This window comes from Lachnoclostridium sp. An14, assembly GCF_002160755.1.
Classification (GTDB): Bacteria; Bacillota; Clostridia; order Lachnospirales; family Lachnospiraceae; genus Lachnoclostridium_A.
Map to the genome: position 1 here is coordinate 1 of NZ_NFLE01000038.1, position 19,088 is coordinate 19,088.

18 protein-coding genes are annotated in these 19,088 nt (G+C 48.1%); 17 read left to right on the forward strand and 1 reads right to left on the reverse strand.

Annotated elements, in window-relative coordinates:
- The first annotated feature begins 206 nt into the window (after window positions 1–206).
- From B5E84_RS16595 to B5E84_RS16670, 17 genes are all read left to right on the forward strand, one after another.
- Entirely contained in the window at window positions 207–1,079 is an 873-nt protein-coding gene (locus B5E84_RS16595; RefSeq protein ID WP_087224840.1) for an Rpn family recombination-promoting nuclease/putative transposase, read from the forward strand.
- Window positions 1,080–1,448: 369 nt separating this feature from the next.
- Complete coding sequence (locus B5E84_RS16600; protein WP_087224843.1) at window positions 1,449–1,682, forward strand: hypothetical protein; 234 nt, start codon at window positions 1,449–1,451, stop codon at window positions 1,680–1,682.
- An 82-nt stretch (window positions 1,683–1,764) separates the two neighbouring features.
- Window positions 1,765–2,190 carry a hypothetical protein gene (locus tag B5E84_RS16605; protein WP_143469259.1) on the forward strand — a complete coding sequence of 142 codons (426 nt, stop codon included), beginning with the start codon at window positions 1,765–1,767 and terminating at the stop codon, window positions 2,188–2,190.
- 288 nt (window positions 2,191–2,478) lie between these two features.
- Window positions 2,479–2,856 carry a fimbrial protein gene (locus B5E84_RS16610; RefSeq protein WP_330374289.1) on the forward strand — a complete coding sequence of 126 codons (378 nt, stop codon included), beginning with the start codon at window positions 2,479–2,481 and terminating at the stop codon, window positions 2,854–2,856.
- 65 nt (window positions 2,857–2,921) lie between these two features.
- Window positions 2,922–5,216: a hypothetical protein gene (locus tag B5E84_RS16615; RefSeq protein ID WP_204248609.1), complete on the forward strand. Its 2,295-nt coding sequence runs from the start codon at window positions 2,922–2,924 to the stop codon at window positions 5,214–5,216.
- A gap of 22 nt (window positions 5,217–5,238) precedes the next feature.
- Complete coding sequence (locus tag B5E84_RS16620) at window positions 5,239–7,290, forward strand: transglycosylase SLT domain-containing protein (RefSeq protein WP_204248610.1); 2,052 nt, start codon at window positions 5,239–5,241, stop codon at window positions 7,288–7,290.
- Window positions 7,269–8,012 carry a hypothetical protein gene (locus B5E84_RS16625; protein WP_143469260.1) on the forward strand — a complete coding sequence of 248 codons (744 nt, stop codon included), beginning with the start codon at window positions 7,269–7,271 and terminating at the stop codon, window positions 8,010–8,012. Before B5E84_RS16620 ends, B5E84_RS16625 begins: the two co-directional genes overlap by 22 nt.
- A 7-nt stretch (window positions 8,013–8,019) precedes the next feature.
- Window positions 8,020–8,559, forward strand: coding sequence for a hypothetical protein (locus B5E84_RS20910; protein WP_204248611.1), 540 nt, complete (start codon window positions 8,020–8,022; stop codon window positions 8,557–8,559).
- 169 nt (window positions 8,560–8,728) lie between these two features.
- A complete protein-coding gene (locus tag B5E84_RS16630) occupies window positions 8,729–11,014 on the forward strand; it encodes a VirB4 family type IV secretion system protein (protein WP_204248612.1) in 2,286 nt (761 codons plus the stop codon).
- 39 nt (window positions 11,015–11,053) lie between these two features.
- Window positions 11,054–11,593, forward strand: a complete 540-nt coding sequence (locus B5E84_RS16635) for a DUF5697 family protein (protein WP_087224924.1) — start codon at window positions 11,054–11,056, stop codon at window positions 11,591–11,593.
- A gap of 1 nt (window position 11,594) precedes the next feature.
- Window positions 11,595–12,338, forward strand: a complete 744-nt coding sequence (locus tag B5E84_RS16640) for a DUF6100 family protein (RefSeq protein ID WP_087224855.1) — start codon at window positions 11,595–11,597, stop codon at window positions 12,336–12,338.
- A gap of 255 nt (window positions 12,339–12,593) precedes the next feature.
- Window positions 12,594–13,565: a hypothetical protein gene (locus B5E84_RS16645; RefSeq protein ID WP_242963418.1), complete on the forward strand. Its 972-nt coding sequence runs from the start codon at window positions 12,594–12,596 to the stop codon at window positions 13,563–13,565.
- 110 nt (window positions 13,566–13,675) lie between these two features.
- The gene (locus B5E84_RS16650) at window positions 13,676–15,505 is read left to right on the forward strand and encodes a VirD4-like conjugal transfer protein, CD1115 family (RefSeq protein WP_442911402.1); all 1,830 of its coding nucleotides are present in this window, start codon (window positions 13,676–13,678) and stop codon (window positions 15,503–15,505) included.
- Window positions 15,495–15,779 carry a hypothetical protein gene (locus B5E84_RS16655; RefSeq protein ID WP_143469261.1) on the forward strand — a complete coding sequence of 95 codons (285 nt, stop codon included), beginning with the start codon at window positions 15,495–15,497 and terminating at the stop codon, window positions 15,777–15,779. The genes B5E84_RS16650 and B5E84_RS16655 overlap by 11 nt, the downstream gene beginning before the upstream one ends.
- Window positions 15,776–16,546, forward strand: a complete 771-nt coding sequence (locus B5E84_RS16660; RefSeq protein ID WP_087224866.1) for a class B sortase — start codon at window positions 15,776–15,778, stop codon at window positions 16,544–16,546. The genes B5E84_RS16655 and B5E84_RS16660 overlap by 4 nt, the downstream gene beginning before the upstream one ends.
- Window positions 16,547–16,565: 19 nt before the next feature.
- Entirely contained in the window at window positions 16,566–17,369 is an 804-nt protein-coding gene (locus B5E84_RS21245; protein ID WP_087224869.1) for a transglutaminase-like domain-containing protein, read from the forward strand.
- Window positions 17,370–17,456: 87 nt separating this feature from the next.
- Window positions 17,457–17,783, forward strand: a complete 327-nt coding sequence (locus tag B5E84_RS16670) for a hypothetical protein (protein ID WP_087224872.1) — start codon at window positions 17,457–17,459, stop codon at window positions 17,781–17,783.
- A 74-nt stretch (window positions 17,784–17,857) separates the two neighbouring features.
- Here the strand turns inward: B5E84_RS16670 and B5E84_RS16675 are convergent, their stop codons facing one another.
- Window positions 17,858–19,024 (reverse strand): alpha/beta hydrolase family protein, encoded by a 1,167-nt coding sequence (locus B5E84_RS16675; RefSeq protein ID WP_087224875.1) that lies wholly within the window; start codon window positions 19,022–19,024, stop codon window positions 17,858–17,860.
- Window positions 19,025–19,088: the final 64 nt, after the last annotated feature.

Sequence of the window (19,088 nt, forward strand, 5' to 3'; positions counted from 1 at the left end):
TTATTATAACATATAATGCCATAAAATGCTATATATTAAAACAAAAAAGTTGACAAAAAAAGAGCAGGACTTATGCGGCCTGCAAGGGATTTTCTTTTTATTCAACTGTCAAACACCCGAGTAGTTATGGTCTCCTTTTTATGGCCAGATTGAAAAACAGTATGAGTTATGTTAAGATAAAATTAGATAAAGGAGTTTAAAGAGCAATGACAGATTATTTAAAATCATCCAAAACAGCAACTATAGACATAGAAAGAGCCTGGGAGAATATTGGTATATCCAATGATTTCCTGTTTGGCAAGCTGATGAGGCAATACCCTGGGCTGTGTAAGAAACTTCTGCAGAGAATCCTCCCTGGTTTGGCGATTGATCATATTGAAATCCTGGAGACTCAGAAAAGCATTGATCAGGATGTGGATGCCAGATCGGTCAGACTGGATGTGTATCTCTCAGACGATAAGGAGCGAGTCTATTCAATAGAGATGCAGATGACGGATACGAAGGAGCTTCCACGGAGAAGCAGATACTATCAGGCCATGATTGACCTTCAACTGTTAGATAAAGGGATAACATACCGCCATCTAAACGATACCTATATCATATTTATATGTCCCTTCGATTTATATGGAAAAGGGCGGCATATGTATACATTTAATGGTGGCTGCAAGGAGGATTCCGAAGTAAACATTGCAGATGGGGCAACCAGAATTTTTTTGAATGCGAGAGGAACGATGGATGACGTAAGTTCCAGCCTCCGGGCGTTTCTGGATTACGTAGCAGGAAACTGTGGTGATGATCCATTTGTTCAGGAACTGGAAGAAGCGGTAGCTGAAGCGAAAAAGAATCGAGAATGGAGGCATGAATATATGACATTGTTGGTTAGAGATCAAGACAATATTGAAAAAGGCCGCGAGGAAGGTATGGAACTGGGGCGCGAACGTGAGCGCGAGCAGGGAATTGGTCTTCTTATATCCTCTTTAAACGATTTCGGTATTTCACCTGGGGAGATATTAAAAAAAGTGCAGGAGAAGTATAATCTGACAGGTGAAGAAGTAAAGAAATATTTTAATACGTTGTAGTGCTGCATTTGCAATGGGAAAGGATAGAAGGCTGCAGCAAGTGATAAGAAAAACACAAGATACAGTAAAATAAAATTGACTAATACAACATATAGTGTTAATATGAAATTGTATTGATTTCTATATCTCAAAAACGAATGGGATATATTAAATTTGGTTCCTTTCAGTATATGAGGAAGCATTTGCCGATTGAGAAAGAGGCATGTTTATCATAGTGATTGCAAAGAGAGACGCGCATTTTTTTGATGGAATGTGGCGTCTTTCTTTGCGTTTAAAGGGACAGCAATACAGAAGGAAGGTGGCAGAGAATAGGAAACAAAAGAGTGAGCATCTGGACAAACTGCTGTAAAATGAAGGAGGAATTCGAAGTTGAAAACAGAGTTAAGAACAAAACGCATTGTCCGCGTATCCGGAGAAGTCCAGCTTCCTATTAAGGTTGGAGAAGAATTGAGCTATATTTCGGGAAATATCATGTACTGGACTGACCGCGTTAAGAAAATTTTGGAAATTGCAGAAGAATATGTACGGGTGGAAACGAGCTCCTATTATTACACGATTGAACGGCAGGACAAAAATAGCGGAGAGACGCGATTAGCGGCGTAAGTAATTGCGCATGGAGTATGACTGGATGGCGGTTGTTTTGAAAGCAACCGCCCCAATTTATTTTAAGAAGGAGAGTGTGATTATGACTTGGATGGTAAAACGAGTACCATTGGATTTTGACTATCCGGTACGGAAAATATGGTACGGGTATTTGATTCAGCCAGGGTTCTGCAAAAGTGCTGATAAAGTGGATTTCTGTACGGAGTGCAAGAATTTTGCCAGATTGAAAAAAATACCTTTAGATGAATCTGGATGCCCGGCATATGATAGCTATTTAAAAAAACAGATGCAGTTTTTTGAGCCGCCGGAAGGACCAGGGTATCAACTGTGGGAGGATATAACAGAAGGTTCCCCAGTTAGCCCTATTTTTGAATCCATGGATGGCCTGGTAAAATGGTGTGCAGAAAATGAACCTATATTTGCAAATGTTAAAGTAACCGACGAAGTGTGGAAGCGTTATTTAGAATCAGGACAAACAGGGTTTGTACTACGAAGAATTCTTGATTGAATGCATTGCTGTGGAATCTGCAGGATATATTGCAGACCGTTATTATGAAGAAAAAGAAGCTCTCGCAGCCGACCAATAAGAATATAAATAATTTGAAACTATTTTAAGACTTCTTATTGATTGACTTGCGATTCCACAAAAATTATAATGGTATCATCAGTTTTTGCGCAGAAGTAAAAACTTCTGGAGAGCCGCAAAACTGACCAAAAACAAGGAGAAGCAATCACTGACCGGTGGTTGCTTTTTTTGTGCAGTAAAACGCATAAAACATGGAAGGAGGGGATGCGATTGCCATTGGAAAAACAGGCAGAGCCTGTGAAAAAGCCTGGTATTGGAGGGCGGCTTGCAGCGTGGACCGGGCAGATGTATCTGGTTTATGTAATGAGCCTTTGCATGTGCCAGACGGCCTATGCGGACATTTTTGATACGGCGCGGGACGCCATGCAGAAGGTTTATACGGATGTGGCGGGACTTGCTACGGTGGCGGCTGTCGTGTGCGCTGCGGTCTGCTTATTCCTCATGAACTTTTCCCGTTCCGGAAAAACTGTAGATGAGTCCCGTGCCTGGCTGAAGCGGATTATTGTGTGCTGGGCGGCCTTGATGACCTTGGGTGCTATTGTGACTTACATGGAAAGCGTGATTCCCAAAAGTATGTTTACCCCTTAATGACAGCAGAAATAAGCCGGCGCTCTCCCGGCAAAAGGAGGTGGGAAGTCCAAACAGGATAATCCATGGGATGGTTATTGGAATTACTTTTCGGAGCAATCCGCGAGATGTGCTCCCAGTTCATCATCGACATGATGGATGTGGCAAGCAGTATGTTTACGGAAATCCTTTCCTGCGACTTAAACCTGTTTGAAGATTTGTTCGGCGTTGTTGGGGATTTATATAAAAACGCAGTTATGCCTATCGGGATCATGCTGCTTCTTATGATTTTGGTCTGGCAGCTTTTTAAATCCATGTTCGGAAAGACGGGGATTGCCTCGGAGGACCCTTTGGAACTGATTTTTCGTTCGGCCGTCTGCCTGATTTTGATTGCCTACGCGAAGCAGGTGGTCAACTATATCCTGGATTTGGCCGGAACCCCCTATCAATGGGTGGTGGGAACTGCAATTACGGTAGATTCCTTCAGCGCATATGTCTCTGCTTCTGAAGCGGTTGTATCGGCTCTTGGAATTGACAGCTTGAGTATTAGCATGCTCCTTCTGATCATGCAGTTTGTTGTTGCGTGGAACTATTTCAAAATGCTTTTCATCTTAGCGGAAAGGTATGTGCTGCTGGGCGTCTTTTCTTACACAGCGCCGCTGGCGTTTGCCACCGGTGGCTCCAAATCTACCAATGGAATTTTAGCCTCCTGGGTAAAAATGTTCGGCGGTCAGGTATTAATCGTCATATTAGATGCCTGGTGTGTGAAGATGTTCCTGTCTGCCTACGGGAATCTGATGGCGAGCAGCTATGGCTTTACGAAATTTTTTGCGGCAACCATGTGTCTCATTGGGTTCTGCAAGATTACGGCAAAGCTGGATTCCTACATGGGTTCCCTGGGAGTCAATCTGGGAAGAACCGGAGGTGGCCTTGGCGGTCTGGGAGCACTGATGATGGTCGGCCGTTTGCTTCGCGCAGGAACGGGGCTGGGAAGTCCATCTGCTGCAAAGACGGGGACTGGCGATGGTGCCATGAACTTTGGAACAGGAAAAGGGATTCCGTTAGGAACTCCGGGTTCGGGCAAAGGAGCGGCGGCAGCAGCCAGTGGGATGACTGTACCGCAGGGAACCGGAATCGGAGGCTTGAATCCGGAAGGTGCTGCAGATGCCAACTCAAAGCCTCTCGGCCAACCTGGGATGGAGGATATGCCGTTTGTGGATGACTCCTCATTTGGAGCCGATTCAAATGAAACGATGTATCCCTTTGGGAATCCGGATGATATGGAGGCTTTTGGCCCTGATGGGATGATGCCGGCGGATGGAATGAACGAGGAAGCAATGACAGATACCGGAAGGTTAACTGCCGGACAGGGACAGGACTTTGGCGAAATGGAGTCCGGTATGCTGCCTTCGATGGATATGGAAGGCGGAGAGGAAATCCTTCCCTTTGGGAATCCGGACCAGATGGCTTTGGATGGCACAGGAGAGGTGCCTGGAATGGAGGACGCTCTGAATCCAGTGTCAGGCTGGCAGGAAGATGGAGCCAGTGAGAATCTTCCTGAAATGGGAACGGAATTTGCCGGAATGGAAGAGATAAGTGCGCCGGGAGGAACGATGGATACTTTGCATGGAGCGTCCGTTACGGAGGATGCGACCGGTGCAGGTATCGGTTCGACCAGTACAGAGGCTATTGGCGGATATCCCAGCATGGAAGAAGGAGGAACGGTTCCGCCTGAAGGTGAAGGAGCAGATTCTGTGGCATACAGTCAGCATAGCGGAGCAGTAAGCGAACAAATCGGCTCAATCCCTGGGGCGGGTGGACAGTTAGAGCATCCCACTGCAGGAACTATCAATCAGGAATCCCTGGCGGGAGAAAGAGCGGCTGGTATGGCCGGAAACTATGGCAGTAATGCTGCAATGGGTACGAACGCCCATGGAGAAGGCTCTGCATATGGAGCGGAAGGAAGTGCAGGTAAATATGGCAGGGCGGCAGCCGATTCAACCGTTATGGATGCGGGCATGTACCCGGTCAATCGGGACGGGGAGCAGTATATACGCTATGATGCAGCGCAGTATGAGAAACCGAAAACTGGAGAATACCAGACGATCCATGAGAATGGAAAGACCTTCTATGAACTTCCGGAGAAGGCACAAGCGCCGGCTATGCTTCCGGAGGTAAAGGCAACCCTGGAAAAAGACGGGACGCTGCATTTGGAGAAGACCTACCAGAAGAGCCGGTTGTCCCAGAAGGAGATTCGTACCGTGCCGGAATACCATGCAGGAAAAAAGAAAGGGCAGTCCGGAAATCAAAAGCAGGGCCAGCCCCAGCGTCGGGAGAGAAAGAAAACGGCAAGACGCAGGAAGAATCAAGACACAGGCTAATCGTAAAAGAAAGGGGGTGCAGATGATTTCAGAGCAGGGGCAGGATACGCCGCTTGAACAAGCGGCAGAAATGGCTGCACGGCTTGGCCGGGCAGCGGGGCAGGCAGAACGGGTCGTTCGTTCAATCCAGGCTGCTCAGGCCGTAGCCGGAGCGGTTAAAACCGGGGCCGCCGTCAGTGGAGCGGCTGCCGGGACTGCCCTGGCAGGACCATTGGGGACCGTAATCGGGGCCATTATCACCAGCAAAACCTTTTGGAGGATTGTAGGGGCGGTGCTTGCCGCCCTGGTTTTATGGATGTTTCTCATTGCCAATTCGGTTGGGATTATTTTCACTTATCTGGGCTTTGAAAGCGCGGACAGCTATGTGGCTCAGGCAAGACAGGCGGAACTCCAGACGATCCAGGCTCAGATTGAGCAGATTTTTTCCGATGAAGCATATCGGACGGAGATTACGGATTTGCTGGAGGGATACCGTGACCAGAAGCTGGAGGAAATTGAAGATGACTTCTCCGACAACTGGGATAGTTACGATGCCTATGAGGTAGAAGACGAATATGAGAGCATATTGGAGCCGGCTCTTGCAAGGTATCTGGCGGTTCTGATTGAGGAAAGCTTTAACGGCAGCCAGATTGTAGCGTTTAACGGATATGGAGCGATCAGCGGTATCACGGGGAATTTGACCAGCCCTTATGATGAGTATTTCGCTTTGGCTGCTGCTACGTATCAGGTTCCGGAGGCTCTTTTAAAGGCCATGGCAAAGGTGGAATCCGACTTTAATCCCAATGCGGTATCATCTGCAGGCGCCCAGGGACTGATGCAGCTGATGCCGGCTACAGCCGCAGGTCTGGGAATCAGTGACCCTTTTGACCCGAAACAAAATATTATGGGTGGGGCAAAGTATGTGGCAGAGCTTTTCCGCACCTTTGGTTCGTATCCAAATGCATTGGAACTGGTCATTGCTGCCTATAATGCGGGGCCAAACGCCGTCAAGAAAGCCGGTTACCGGGTACCACAAAATGCGGAGACGCCCAATCATGTGAAAAAGGTTATGTCCTACTTATCCATTGCAGATGAAGGAGAGAGCGAAAACGAGACGGAGATGCCAGAAGCGGCAGCAGGAAGTGAAGAGACAGGAGATTTACAGGCAAATGCCAGTGTGTCGAAAACGCTTTTAACAGAACTGGTGGAATCTCAGGGAAGCACTTTTTTTGCATGGAGCGTGACCGGAACCCATACGGAAACCATTGATTCCGGAGACGACGAGGAAGATGAAGAAGAAATCGAAGTGGTGGACTATACGCTGGCGGTTACGCTGAATGGGACCCTTGCCTCAACACCGTCCGGCTACAGCTACCGGTATGTCACCGACCAGACTACCTTCCAGTATGTCTTGACACTATTTCAGCTCTTGGAAAATGGCAAAGACGGAATTGATAATATTCTGTTTCATGCTGCAAGCTGGAAAAACTATGTAACCGGTTTTGGCGCATCGGAAGATGTATTCAGCAGTGAGATTGCCACGGGAGGAGACCGGATTCAGTACGACACGGTGGAAGGCTGTGTAAAAGAGGTAGTCTATTACAATCAGGGAGAGGAACCATGGGGCTCTATGGCCTTTGGAACAAGTACAATCCGGGATGCCGGCTGCGGCCCTACGGCTCTGGCAATCGTGATTTCAACTCTGACCGGGGAGGATGTGACGCCGCAGATGACCGCTGCGTTTGCGATGGGAAACGGGGAATATGTTCCCGGCCAGGGAACCAGCCACAGCTTCCCTTCCAATGCGGCGAAACACTGGGGTTTATCCGTGGAACGGGTCAAACGAGAGCGGATGGATTACGTGGTTCAGAAGCTGCGAAAAGGCAGTCTGGCAGTTGTAATCTGCGCGGAGAACACGATTTCCGGGAGCAGCGGCCATTATATTGTACTGACTGGAATTACAGCGGATGGTTATCTCACGATTGCCGATCCGGGAAGCCGGGCACGGACAGGGAACCTTTACAGTCCGCAGACCATTCAGTCATATGCCCGTAATTTAAGTGAAGGAGGGATTTGGATTATAGGAAACGAATGATGCGTTTTATAAAAAAAGGAACGGTGGAACGGATATGGAGCGGCATATGTGCCGTTGGAATCATCAGTTGTTTTCTTCTCTTAACGGTCTATGGAGCAGAGCCAACGGGAGAAAATCAGACGCAGACAGAAAACGTCTGGGAGGAGAACTATACGGATACCAGCAGCGAAAAAGGAATGCTGGCGGTCCGCTGCCAGGCATTTCAAGGATTTCAGGGGACCGTTCATGCAACCCTAATTCAAGGGGAAAGCGGCAAAGCATATTCCGTTCTCTTAGAGCCAGAAAATGGTTATATACAAAATCTGGAGCTTCCGGCCGGTGATTATTGTTTGAGTTCTATCGAAGCCGTATCAGAAAACCGGCGGTTTGCCTGCACGAGTCAATCGGAAGGATTTTCTATTGAAGTGGATGAGGTGGCTGTCTGCCGGATTGCAGTAGAGCCGTCCAGCCGGATTCAGTTTCCGGAAGAGCCTGCTGTGGCAACGCCGCCGGAAGCTGACCAGTCGGAAACGGAACAAGCTGCCCGTCCAGATACAAAACCAATAGAGTCAGTCCCAGAAGTGGAAGCCAGTATGGCCGGGGAAACAGAACGTGAGGAAGCCTTACCTGAATTATCAGAGGATATGGAAGGCCAGGGAAAAGCAGGAGTCCTGCTGATTCCCGGCTTGCTGGGGATGGCCGGTTTTACGGCCTGGTTAGTCTGGCTATGGAAAAGGAGGTGATGGGAAGATGGACCAGGATGACCGGATTGAAATCTATACGATTCCACCAAACTTTGCGGAAGAGGGAACGCTGTTTTCTGGACGAATCAAGACCAGAAATGCCGTGGAAACAGCGATTCTCTTATCAGTGCTCCTGCCCATTCTGTTATCCCTGGAGTTATCGGTCAAGGCAAAGATGTATCTGGGCATGATTGTTCTGGTTCCAGTGGTGATACTGGCCGTTTTGGGTGTTCAGGGAGAGAGTCTGTTTGCGTTTATTGCAAGTTTTTTTCAGTTTCTCAGGCGAAGGCGGGTACTTCTTCCACCGGATGAAAGATACCGCCTGACACTGAACCGGAAAAAGGAAAAAGCCATGAGAGGAGGGAGAAAACGTCGTGGCAAAGAGCAGGGAAGAGCGGCAGAAGCGGCGGGAATGGAAACGGATGCTGAGAAGAACCCGAAAGGAATGGAAAACGCAGCAAAAGGAGTCTATGGGGCGGAAGAGGAAAACGCAGCGTCCCAAACGAAGAAGAGGAGAGTCCAAAGAACCGGAAAGAGAACAGAGTGAACACTATGATTTGCCCTATACCCGTGCGGCTGCTGAGATTCCGATTAAAGAAATCCGGAATGGGATTATCCATACCACAGATGGGCGGTACGTCAAAATCATTGAAGTACAGCCCATTAACTTCCTCCATCGAAGTGCCAGCGAACAGCGAAATATCATTTACTCCTACATGGGGTATTTAAAAATCGCGCCGCCGGAACTGCAGATGAAATCCATTGCCAAAAAGGCGGATATTTCCCAGTTTCTAAAAGCCATCAAAGAGGACATGGAAAAGGAACCGGATCCTCGTTGCCGGATGCTTCAGCAGGACTACGCTAACCTGATTACTTCTGTGGGATATAAGGAAGCGGTAACCCGGCGTTTTTTTCTGGTTTTTCAGGTTGATGCCCGAAGAAAAAGCGAACAGGAAGCGGCAAATCTGCTCCAGTCCTACGCACAGACGGCAAAAAAGTATTTATATCAGTGTGGAAACGAGATTGAACTTTCCGAAAATCCTACGGAAGAAACCGCAGAGATTTTCTATCTGCTGCTGAACCGGAAAACCAGTACCCGGACCAGCTTTTCGGACCGGCTCAATGAGGTCGTAGCATGGCATATCCGGGAAAACGGGGAGGAGAGCGCGGCTCGGATTCCCATTACCGAGATGTTTGCTCCCAGAGAACTGGATTTTCGGCATAGGAATTATGTTGTGATAGACGGTGTGTACCATACCTATCTGTTTGTCCCATCCGGTCGGTACCGGAACCGGGTGCCGGCTGGGTGGATGTCCCTGCTGGTCAACGCGGGGGAGGGGATTGACGTCGATTTGTTCCTCTACAAACAGGATAAAGTCAAAACCATTGAGCGGATTGGGCGCCGGATTCGCCTGAACCGCTCAAAAATCAAGGATACCTCGGATACCAATACGGATTTTGATGACCTGGCGGAATCCATTCAAGCCGGTTATTATCTCAAAAATGGACTTTCTGCCAATGAGGACTTTTATTATATCTGTATCCTGATTACCGTCACCGGTTACAGTCCAAAGGAGGTGGAATGGAGAGCAAGAGAAATGAGGAAACTTTTGAATGCCCAGGATATGGACACGGTATCCTGCATTTTTAAGGAAGAACAGGCATTTCGCTCGGCGCTGCCCCTGTTAAAGCTGGATAAAAGTATCTATGAGCGTTCCAAACGCAATGTGCTGACTTCTGGAGCTGCCAGCTGCTACCCGTTCACCTCTTTTGAAATGTCGGATAAGGACGGAATTCTTATGGGAGTGAATACGGCAAACAGCTCTCTGGTGATTATCGATATCTTTAACTCTATGGTTTATAAAAATGCCAATATTGCCATTATGGGGACGACCGGGGCCGGCAAGACCTTTTTGCTACAGCTGATGGCACTGCGGATGCGGCGGAAAAACATCCAGGTATTTATCATTGCACCGGACAAGGGACACGAGTTTGCCAGAGCCTGTACCAATATCGGTGGAGCCTATATCAAGATTTCACCAGGTTCCCTCAACTGTATCAATATCATGGAGATTCGCAAACGGGATTCCGCAGCTAATCAGATTCTGGATGGAACCGTCACCGAGCAGTCAGAACTGGCCTCCAAAATACAGGGACTGCATATTTTCTTTTCCCTTCTTATCCCGGATATGACCCATGAGGAGCGGCAGCTTTTGGATGAGGCATTGGTCACGACCTATTATAATAAGGGAATTACCTACGAGAATGAAAGCCTGAATGACCCGGAAAACCCAGAGCAGTACCGTCCTATGCCGATTCTCGGGGACGTATATCAGATTCTGATTGAAAAACCGGAAACAAAGCGGATGGCGAATATCCTGGCCCGTCTGGTTCATGGCTCGGCGTCCAGTTTCAACCAGCAGACAAATATTGACCGCGAAAACAAGTACATGATTCTGGATATTTCCGAGCTCAGCGGCGATATGCTGCCAGTTGGGATGTATGTAGCCTTGGATTACGTCTGGTCAAAGGCAAAGGAGGACCGGACGGTAGAGAAAGCAATCTTTATCGATGAGGTCTGGCAGCTGATCGGTGCTTCATCAAATGAGATGGCGGCGGAATATGTGCTGGAAATCTTTAAGATTATCCGTGGTTACGGAGGCAGCGCCGTATGTGCTACCCAGGATTTTTCTGACTTCATGGCGTTAAAGGACGGGAAATACGGCAGGGGAATCATCAATGCCTGCAAGACGAAAATCGTGCTGAATCTGGAAAATGACGAGGCCAAAAAAGTCCAGGAGCTTTTGCATTTGTCAGATGCGGAGCGGATGGAAATCGTCCATTTTGAACGGGGGAAAGGTATGATTTCCACCAACAGCAATAACCTGACTCTGGAATTTAAGGCAAGTCAGCTGGAGAAAGATTTGATTACGACCGACCGAAGAGACCTTCAGAAGCTAAAGGAGCGTTTGGAAAAGGCCGGTACACATACGTTGGCGTAGCAGTCCGCGAAGAAGGCAGCAGGAAAGGAGTGAATGAACATGGCGGTCTATCAGAATCCGGAGGAGACAGCGCGAAAGGTACTGTCCATGCTCCGCAAATACAATGTGATGTATCCGGAGCAGTTGGTCGCGTTCTTTTATGGAGAGGAAACTTCTGTTCTGCGGGCTATAAGACGCTTGGAGAAAAAGCGGCAGCTATACCTGAATCCTTATACCGGGCTCCTGGCCTCCAGCGAAAATGCCTATTCCCTGAAAGATGACGGAACGATTTTAAGCCTTTGGGTATTGGCGGATTTATGCCGGAGGCGGCCGGTGGAATACCATTTCCTGGCTGAACATGAGGACTTTCCGGTCAGGCTGCTGTTTATCAGCAGCCAGGAACTCTATGATATTGTTTACGTGGATACCGGCAGCCTGAAGCTGGTCAATGGCTTATACCGAGAGGGCAGGCGACCGGCGGAAAGCCACATCGTGGTACTGGAGGATGGAAATCTGATCGGGCAGGTGCAGATTCCCGGCGCAATCGGATATTGTGTGGTAAAGGAAGGAGGCGTGGTGGAGTATTATCGAAAGAAGTAAGGTGGAAGAACTGGCGGGGAAGCAGTCGAAAATCCTGGAAGAAATCCAGCGGATTGCCTGTAAAATGCAGGAGAAACTGGCGGAAGCCAGAAATGCGGAGGAGATTTATATGCGGAGCGGACAGTGCTTTGATTTTCAGTATGAACAATTCATGGAATTGACAAGAGAGTGTTCCATCTGTGCGGAGCAGCTGACGGAACGTCTGCGGCATATGATTCTTGATGGCGACTGGCCGGCGGAGGAAAAACAACGATATCGGGGACAGTTGATTCAATCCCATCGGATTACGGTGTCTTATAAAGATGAAATTGTAAAGGTCATGCTTCCAATACTGCTCCCTCACCGGAAAGGAACGTACAGCGATTATATTTATAAGCCACTGTATCTGGCGCTCAAAGACTGGTGCCAGCTTCGCCTGGAGCAGGGGGAAAGCCTGCCTTTTTATGAGAAGGCGACCATATGCTTTCAGCATATGTATGATGAATGTCTTCCCAAAAGTCGTATCCGTGATCATGACAACATGGAAGAAAAGCAGGTGGTAGATGCGCTTGGAATGTTTTTTTTGCAGTCAGATGGAGGGCTGTTTTTAAATACCTATCATGTCACTTTGATATCGAACCAGGACCGGACGGTCCTTTTTTTGATGCCGCAGGAATGGTTCCCATCATGGCTCCAGAAAGAAAACAGAGGGACAGACATATCGAAAAAATCGGCTGTTGTCAGCGCAGAAAATTCGACAGGGTAAGAAAAGGAGAAATCCGCGGTTTGACTGCATTCATGCAAGCGAAAAGACAAAAAATTTTACCCAGGGTTGGAGTGAATAGGGTAAGAGTTGGAGATACATGGGTATAAGAGGAGGATACATATGGGACTGGATCGAAAGGATGAACTCCTTCTTCTTGTTGCGGTCAGCGGCGAACTCCCGGCTGACTGGATTGGGATTGCGGTAGGGTCTGAGTCCTATGGAGCGGCATTGATTACCAGATTAAAGAAGGAGGGAATGCTGCGTCAGAGGAAAAAGGATGGGCTGTGGGGTTATCTGCTGTCTGCAAAGGCCAAACGATATCTGTTGGCGCGATATCCCGAGGACGTAGAAAGGTACCTGATGGGTTCGTCCAGCACCAATTTGGTTAAAAGTGAACCGGATAAGCGCCTTCGCCTGCACCGGATGAGCATGGTATGGATTCTTTGCCGAAAAGCAGGAATCGGCATTTTCACCCACCAAAAGCCGGCGATTCCATGGGAGATGGGAAGGGCGACTGAACCGGGAGTATTATGGGAGCAATCAGATTGGGCGGCTTATTATGGTGTCGCCGAATGGAAACGGCCAGAGGATTTAGAGATTAAGGGCTCCAGAGCCTGCGGCCTTTTGGTCGGGAACCGCGGTTACATCGTGTACAATACCATGGACCGGCTGATGAAATGGACTCCGAAAATCGAGCGGAATCTGGCAGGACGTCTGGAAGTCCGAATAAGAAAGTGTGGAGGTACTCTTTTGACCGGAGCAGTCTTTTTCGGGAGGGATATGTTCATGCTTCGACGGCTGCTGGAGAGCGAGGGAGGAATCAAAGGGAATCTGTTTTCTCTGGATGATGTCTATGAGCATTATTACTATGTTCCGCTCAAGGTGGAAGCGTGGCTCCAGCTCCGGCTGTTGTGTGAAGATGAGGGGAATCGGCGTCTGATGACATTTCTGGGTGAGATGTTAAAGAAGCCTCAAAAAGAAGAGGGACATTTGGAAGATGGCTGGGATAGGAATGACAGGCCGGTATATTTTTGCTATCTCATGGACTTAAGAAAACTCTCGCGCATTTTGAAAAGACCGATATCACGGCAGGGAAATCTGGTCTGCTTTTCTTATCAGGCCCAGGCGCTCAAGGAGATTTTTCCAGAGCCTTTTCAGATTCAGGCGCTGGAGCCGGAGAAAACTGCCCGGTATCTGGGCTGGAAGGGGCCGCAGTATAGGAAGTAAGGGAGGCGAGTGAAACGAAGAATGGGAACATGACTCAAGATGAAGTAAAAGAATTTGTAAAAAGCCTGCTTGGCACACCGGAGAGAAGACGATTTCTGCTCGGAATCGGCATGTTGCTTTTTCTGGCGGTTTATGTCAGCGGCCTGATTTGCCAGATTATGGAGGATGCGGGAACTGCCAGTTTAAATCCGATTTTCTGTCTTGCAACAGCCATGTTTTCCCTTCAGGGCTGGAAGACAACTTCGTTTGTGCTGCTTTTATTTGCGGCGTTGGGAGCAGTGATTGTCTTTCAAGGGAAGCAGGATACTCTGGCCGGAACGGATACGGAGCGCAATTTCTTTTATTCCAGCCTGGGAACCTATGGAACTGCCGGATATATGCCGGATAGAGAGCGAAGCCAGGTATTGAAGGAAGACCGTCAGACTCGAGATGTGGATGGAATTATTTTGGGGCAGGATTTAAAGTGGGATACCATTATCAGTTTGCCGAAGGATTCCCGTTTAAATCGGAACATTGCAGTCTGCGGTTCTCAGGGCTCTATGAAGTCCAGGGCGTTTGCGAGAAACATGATTCTCCAGTGTGTGCGGAGGGGAGAGAGCATGTTCCTGACCGACCCGAAATCGGAACTCTATGAAGACACTGCTGCTTATTTAAAAGAGCAGGGTTATACAGTACGGCAGTGGAACCTGATTTCCTTAGACCATTCAGATGCCTGGGATTGTCTGGCTGAGATTGACGGCGGCGGTTTGATTGACACATTTGTGGATGTGGTCATCCGCAATACCACGGATAAATTCGACCACTTTTATGATAATACGGAAATGGATTTGTTAAAGGCGCTCTGTCTGTATGTATATCACGAATACGAAGAGGAAAATCGGACATTTGCCGAAGCATATAAATTACTGATTAACCAGAGCCTGGAAGCATTGGACGGTATTTTTGACCGGCTTCCGACTTCCCACCCGGCGAAAGGGCCGTACCGGCTGTTTTCCAAAGCAGAGAAAGTGAAGGGGAATGCGGTATTGGGCCTGGGAACCCGGCTTCAGATTATGCAGAATGAGAAGGTGCAGAAGATTACCAGCTATTCGGAGATCGATTTAACTTTGCCGGGAAAAGAAAAATGCGCTTACTTCTGTATCACATCTGACCAGGATTCCACCTATGATGTGCTGGCAACGTTGTTCGTATCCTTCCTTTGTATCAAGCTGGTTCGGTTCGCGGATAGTCAGCCGGATCGAAAGCTGCCGGTAACAGTCCATTTCATCTTAGATGAGTTTCCAAATATCGGAGTAGTTCCCGATTTCAAAAAGAAATTGGCCACGGCCAGAAGTCGTGGCCTGGGAATGAGCATTATTTTTCAGAACATTCCTCAGCTGCAGAACCGGTATCCGGACGGGCAATGGGAAGAAATCCTAGGTGGCTGCGATATTTCTTTGTTTCTGGGCTGCAATGATATGACGACAGCCACCTATTACAGCGAGAGGTCTGGCGATGTGACGGTGGGGGTATCCTCCGTTCGCAAGAACCTGTCTACCATGCGGATGAGTGATTATGTGCCGGATTATTCAGAAACCAGTTCGGTGGGAAAGCGAAAGCTGCTGCTTCCGGATGAAATACTTCGCTTCCCGTTAAATCAGGCATTGGTAATTATTCGCGGACAAAAGGTACTGCGGGTTCGGAAGTTTGATTATTCCAGGCATCCGGAGGCCAAGAAGCTGGTGCTGGAAAAAACGGAAGAGCATGTTCCGGAATGGAGACAGCGGGAACAAAAGGAACAGGATGGAATGGAAATGACGCCGCAGGAACTGGAGGAACCATTTGACAGAGAAAAAGAAGAATTAGAAAATATGGCTTGGGGAAATGAGGAGGAAGCGGCAAAAGCATTTCATGGAGAACAAATTGAACGAGTGGAGGATTTATTTACGGATGAATGGTAGAAATCGATTATGGGAGGATGAGAAACTAATCTGTGTGTTAGAGCAGGAATTTGACCTGAAGAAAAGAGTGTGGACGGCTGAAGAATTAAAGAAGGCCAGAAACGCTCTTTTTGCATTCCCGGATGTGAAAGCATTTTTATCAGAGACGGGATGGAGCCGGGATAATCCAGAGTGTTCTTCTGAAGAATATCTGACCACAGAAAGAATCTGCAGGTGGATAGACGGAAGGTTTATTTATTTTTCGAAACTTTTGTGGGAGGTAGGCTGTCCATGAGGAAATTGCGTTTGGCTGCGGCCATTGTGCTTTGTCTGCTGTTTGCTGCAACTACAGCCATTCTGGTTGTTCGGTTCAAGAAACTGAGAGGAGAACAGACGGTATTTGAGGAACTGGCAGGAGAAGTAGAAGAAGTAAGGACACGTGAGTACAGTTTTACGGATTATGAGACCAGGCTGAAACCGGCAGCAGAAGCAAAACAAATTCTGCCGGAGTATAATCTTCTTTATCAGGAGAATACCGACCTTGCAGGATGGGTAAAGATTGAAGGTACCCGAATCAATTATCCGGTGATGTCTACGCCAGAGGAGCCGGAATTTTATCTGCATCGTGATTTTTATAGGCAGGAATCCTACAGTGGGACACCATTTATCGGACAGGACTATCAGGCGGAGAATCCAATCCTGATGCTATTTGGACATCATATGAGGAATGGAACGATGTTTTCGGATCTGATGAAATACCAGGATGATTCGTTTTGGGGCAATCACCGTACCATACAATTTGATACTTTATACGAAAAGAGGGAATATGAAATTTTTGCCGTTGGTTATGCGCCATCAGCATCTGAAGCGGAACAATACGTGCAATTTTATTCATTTACAGGTAGCTCAGGATATCAAGAATACATACAGTTATTAAAAGAGGAGGCGCTCTATGAAACCGGGATTTGGCCGGATAGAGCGCCTCTTTTGCTGCTCATCACTTGCAGTTATCAGGAAATGGATGGGAGATTTTTTGTGGCTGGCTGCCTGAAAGAAGAATGACGGGATTCAAAAAGGAACGATGGGAGGAATAGTTACGAATCAGATAAAAATGTGGAAGAGGTTATTAACCGCAAGTATCTTTATTATATGTTTCAGCAGCCGCAGTTATGCTGCCGGATGGAACTGCCAGTGGCGCTATCTGCAGGAAAATGGACAGCCGGTCCAGGGATGGCAGCAGCTGGAATGGCAGGGAGACCTGGACTGGTATTACTTTGACCCGAACGGTTTTATGCAGAGAGGATGGCAGCTAATCGGGGAAAAGTGGTACTACTTTTATGAATCGGGACAGATGGCTGATGGAGAAGCAGAAATTGGTGGCAGAAAGGTACAGTTTGAACAAGGAGTCCTGATTGATCCTCCAAATGATGAAGCACACCGAAAGGCCAGTTATGCCAGAGACGAGCGGACGGAAGCGGAGATTTTACAGGCGGAGGAAAAAATCCGACAGGCGGTGGAGTATTGTAATCAGGGAGAAACGCCGTATGAGAAAGCTTATCGGATTTGCGAATGGATGAAGGAACATTTATATTATGACTTGAATGGACCGTATGATGTGGTAGGGGCATTGAATGCGGGCGGAACAATCTGCGAAGGATATGCAGTGGTTTATCGTGAGATTGCAGACCGTATGGGATTTTATTGCGAAAAGATAGTGAGCCGGAAAATGAACCATGCCTGGAATTTTATTGTGGTAGATGGAATGGAGTATTATACGGACGTAACATGGGAGGATGGAGGAAACCAGTTATTTAATATGCTGTTAGGAGAGGAGATAGAGAGAACCCATACGATAGAGGCGGTGCAACATCAATCCCAATTTTGATTCGTGTATGGTTGCGTTTTTATTTACTTCGTGCTACAATTCGGTTAGTTAAAATTAACCGGATCTATTGGAAATGAGGTTGTCAGCATGAAAAAAATTTTGACTGTGTTTGGACTTTCCGCATTTTTTATATGTATGACTGCTTTCTATCATAACTGGACTTTGCATACAGATATCCGGACCGATGAGAGTGGGGCGGTAGCAGATACAGTAGGAAGAGACACAGAGCAACCCTATATTCCAGAAAATTCTTCCACTTGGGGTGATTTGTACCGTCATTTTGATTCCCAGGGATTTGAAAAATTGCCGGAAGAGATGCGGGTTCAGCTGGATGGCATACCGCTGGAACGGACCGACGGCCGGCCGGTGGAAGCATTTATCTCTACTCAGGCATATCTGTATCTGGAAGACTGACCAAAAAACTCCCCTGGACAGAAGGAAATTCATAGGTTCCATTCTGCCCGGGGATATCCCGTTTTTTTCGGAATCTACCTGTGCTTCCGGCCGTCTTGCCATGTCAGGATGGTATCCATAATCAGCTGAGGATTTCCTATATTGCAGTGGGCCTCTCCAAAAAGCGGGGCGCCGGGGACATAGAAGGTCAGGGATCTGGTATTGGCCAGAAGTTCTATCTCGTCCCGATAGAGGGAAAAATCCACCAGCATATCTTTCCTGGCGCTGATCAGCAGGACATCCTGCTGAATCTGATCCGCTATGGGGCGGATGGAAAAGGCCCTTATTTTCTGCAGGTATTCATATACATCAGAAGTGCCGTAGGCGTAGTTGGAATGGCTGATCGACCAGCGAAACAGCGGCTCCTGTTCGGCCAGCCCCCGGTACAGCTCCAGGATTTCCTCACGTCTGTTTTCTTCCAGAAGCTGCTCCAGTTTCGCCCGCAGGGCCGGCGGCTTATCCGCCATGAGGGCATCGTAGATTCCTGGAAGCACGCACCAGGAAACTGCTCTCGTAATGCGGGGTTCCATGGCAGCAGCTCTGAGGCACAGTTCTCCGCCCAGAGAGACGCCGATGATGGTGACCTGGTCGGCATTGTAATAGTCCAGGACGGCCTTTACCGGTTTTTCCCACTGGTCTGTAAAGGTCAGTCCATACCGACGGAGAGCGGCTCCCTGTCCAGGGCCTTCAAAAGCCAGCACTTCGTATCCGGCGCCGGCCAGATACAGCAGCATATCGGTGAATTCTTCCAGCAGGGAATCATTTCCGCCGTGAAATAAAAACGTGCCTTTGGGCGTGGATGGGGGCAGGATATGCCAGCAGGGAAGCATTCCTTTTTCGTAAGGAATCCAGTCCATCCGGATTGGGCCGCCTTGCTCCCGGAAAAGGGAAGAAAAGTGCTCATAGAACAGTTCTCTGGCTGTCTCGTAAACCTGCATGGTCTCCTCCGTTCCCGGTTCCATGAAAAACTCTGCCATTCGCAAATATCCGGCTGCACAAGCCCACTGATTTTCTGACTCCGCTTGAGCAGACAGCTCCTTTAACACCTGCGCCCAGGACTTAAAATCCGTGATCCGGCCTGCATTCTTTTTAATCTGTTCCGGGTCCCCGTGGTTCCACATCACCAGACGGTTCAGCTGAAAGTCAAATAGCGGGAGAGGGTGAAGCTGCCAGGTTCCCGGCGAAACAAAGGGTTGGTTCATAAGGTATCCTCCTTTTTTGTTGTTTGATAGGGATGATACCAGAACAAAAGGCTGTCTGCTTCTG

Coding starts and splice junctions, on each gene's coding strand:
- B5E84_RS16595 (WP_087224840.1), top strand. CDS start 207: ATGACAGATTATTTAAAATCATCCAAAACAGCAACTATAGACATAGAA.
- B5E84_RS16605 (WP_143469259.1), top strand. CDS start 1,765: ATGACTTGGATGGTAAAACGAGTACCATTGGATTTTGACTATCCGGTA.
- B5E84_RS16615 (WP_204248609.1), top strand. CDS start 2,922: ATGGGATGGTTATTGGAATTACTTTTCGGAGCAATCCGCGAGATGTGC.
- B5E84_RS16620 (WP_204248610.1), top strand. CDS start 5,239: ATGATTTCAGAGCAGGGGCAGGATACGCCGCTTGAACAAGCGGCAGAA.
- B5E84_RS20910 (WP_204248611.1), top strand. CDS start 8,020: ATGGACCAGGATGACCGGATTGAAATCTATACGATTCCACCAAACTTT.
- B5E84_RS16630 (WP_204248612.1), top strand. CDS start 8,729: ATGGGGTATTTAAAAATCGCGCCGCCGGAACTGCAGATGAAATCCATT.
- B5E84_RS16635 (WP_087224924.1), top strand. CDS start 11,054: ATGGCGGTCTATCAGAATCCGGAGGAGACAGCGCGAAAGGTACTGTCC.
- B5E84_RS16645 (WP_242963418.1), top strand. CDS start 12,594: ATGCTGCGTCAGAGGAAAAAGGATGGGCTGTGGGGTTATCTGCTGTCT.
- B5E84_RS16650 (WP_442911402.1), top strand. CDS start 13,676: ATGTTGCTTTTTCTGGCGGTTTATGTCAGCGGCCTGATTTGCCAGATT.
- B5E84_RS16655 (WP_143469261.1), top strand. CDS start 15,495: ATGAATGGTAGAAATCGATTATGGGAGGATGAGAAACTAATCTGTGTG.
- B5E84_RS16660 (WP_087224866.1), top strand. CDS start 15,776: ATGAGGAAATTGCGTTTGGCTGCGGCCATTGTGCTTTGTCTGCTGTTT.
- B5E84_RS21245 (WP_087224869.1), top strand. CDS start 16,566: ATGGGAGGAATAGTTACGAATCAGATAAAAATGTGGAAGAGGTTATTA.
- B5E84_RS16670 (WP_087224872.1), top strand. CDS start 17,457: ATGAAAAAAATTTTGACTGTGTTTGGACTTTCCGCATTTTTTATATGT.
- B5E84_RS16675 (WP_087224875.1), bottom strand. CDS start 19,024: ATGAACCAACCCTTTGTTTCGCCGGGAACCTGGCAGCTTCACCCTCTC.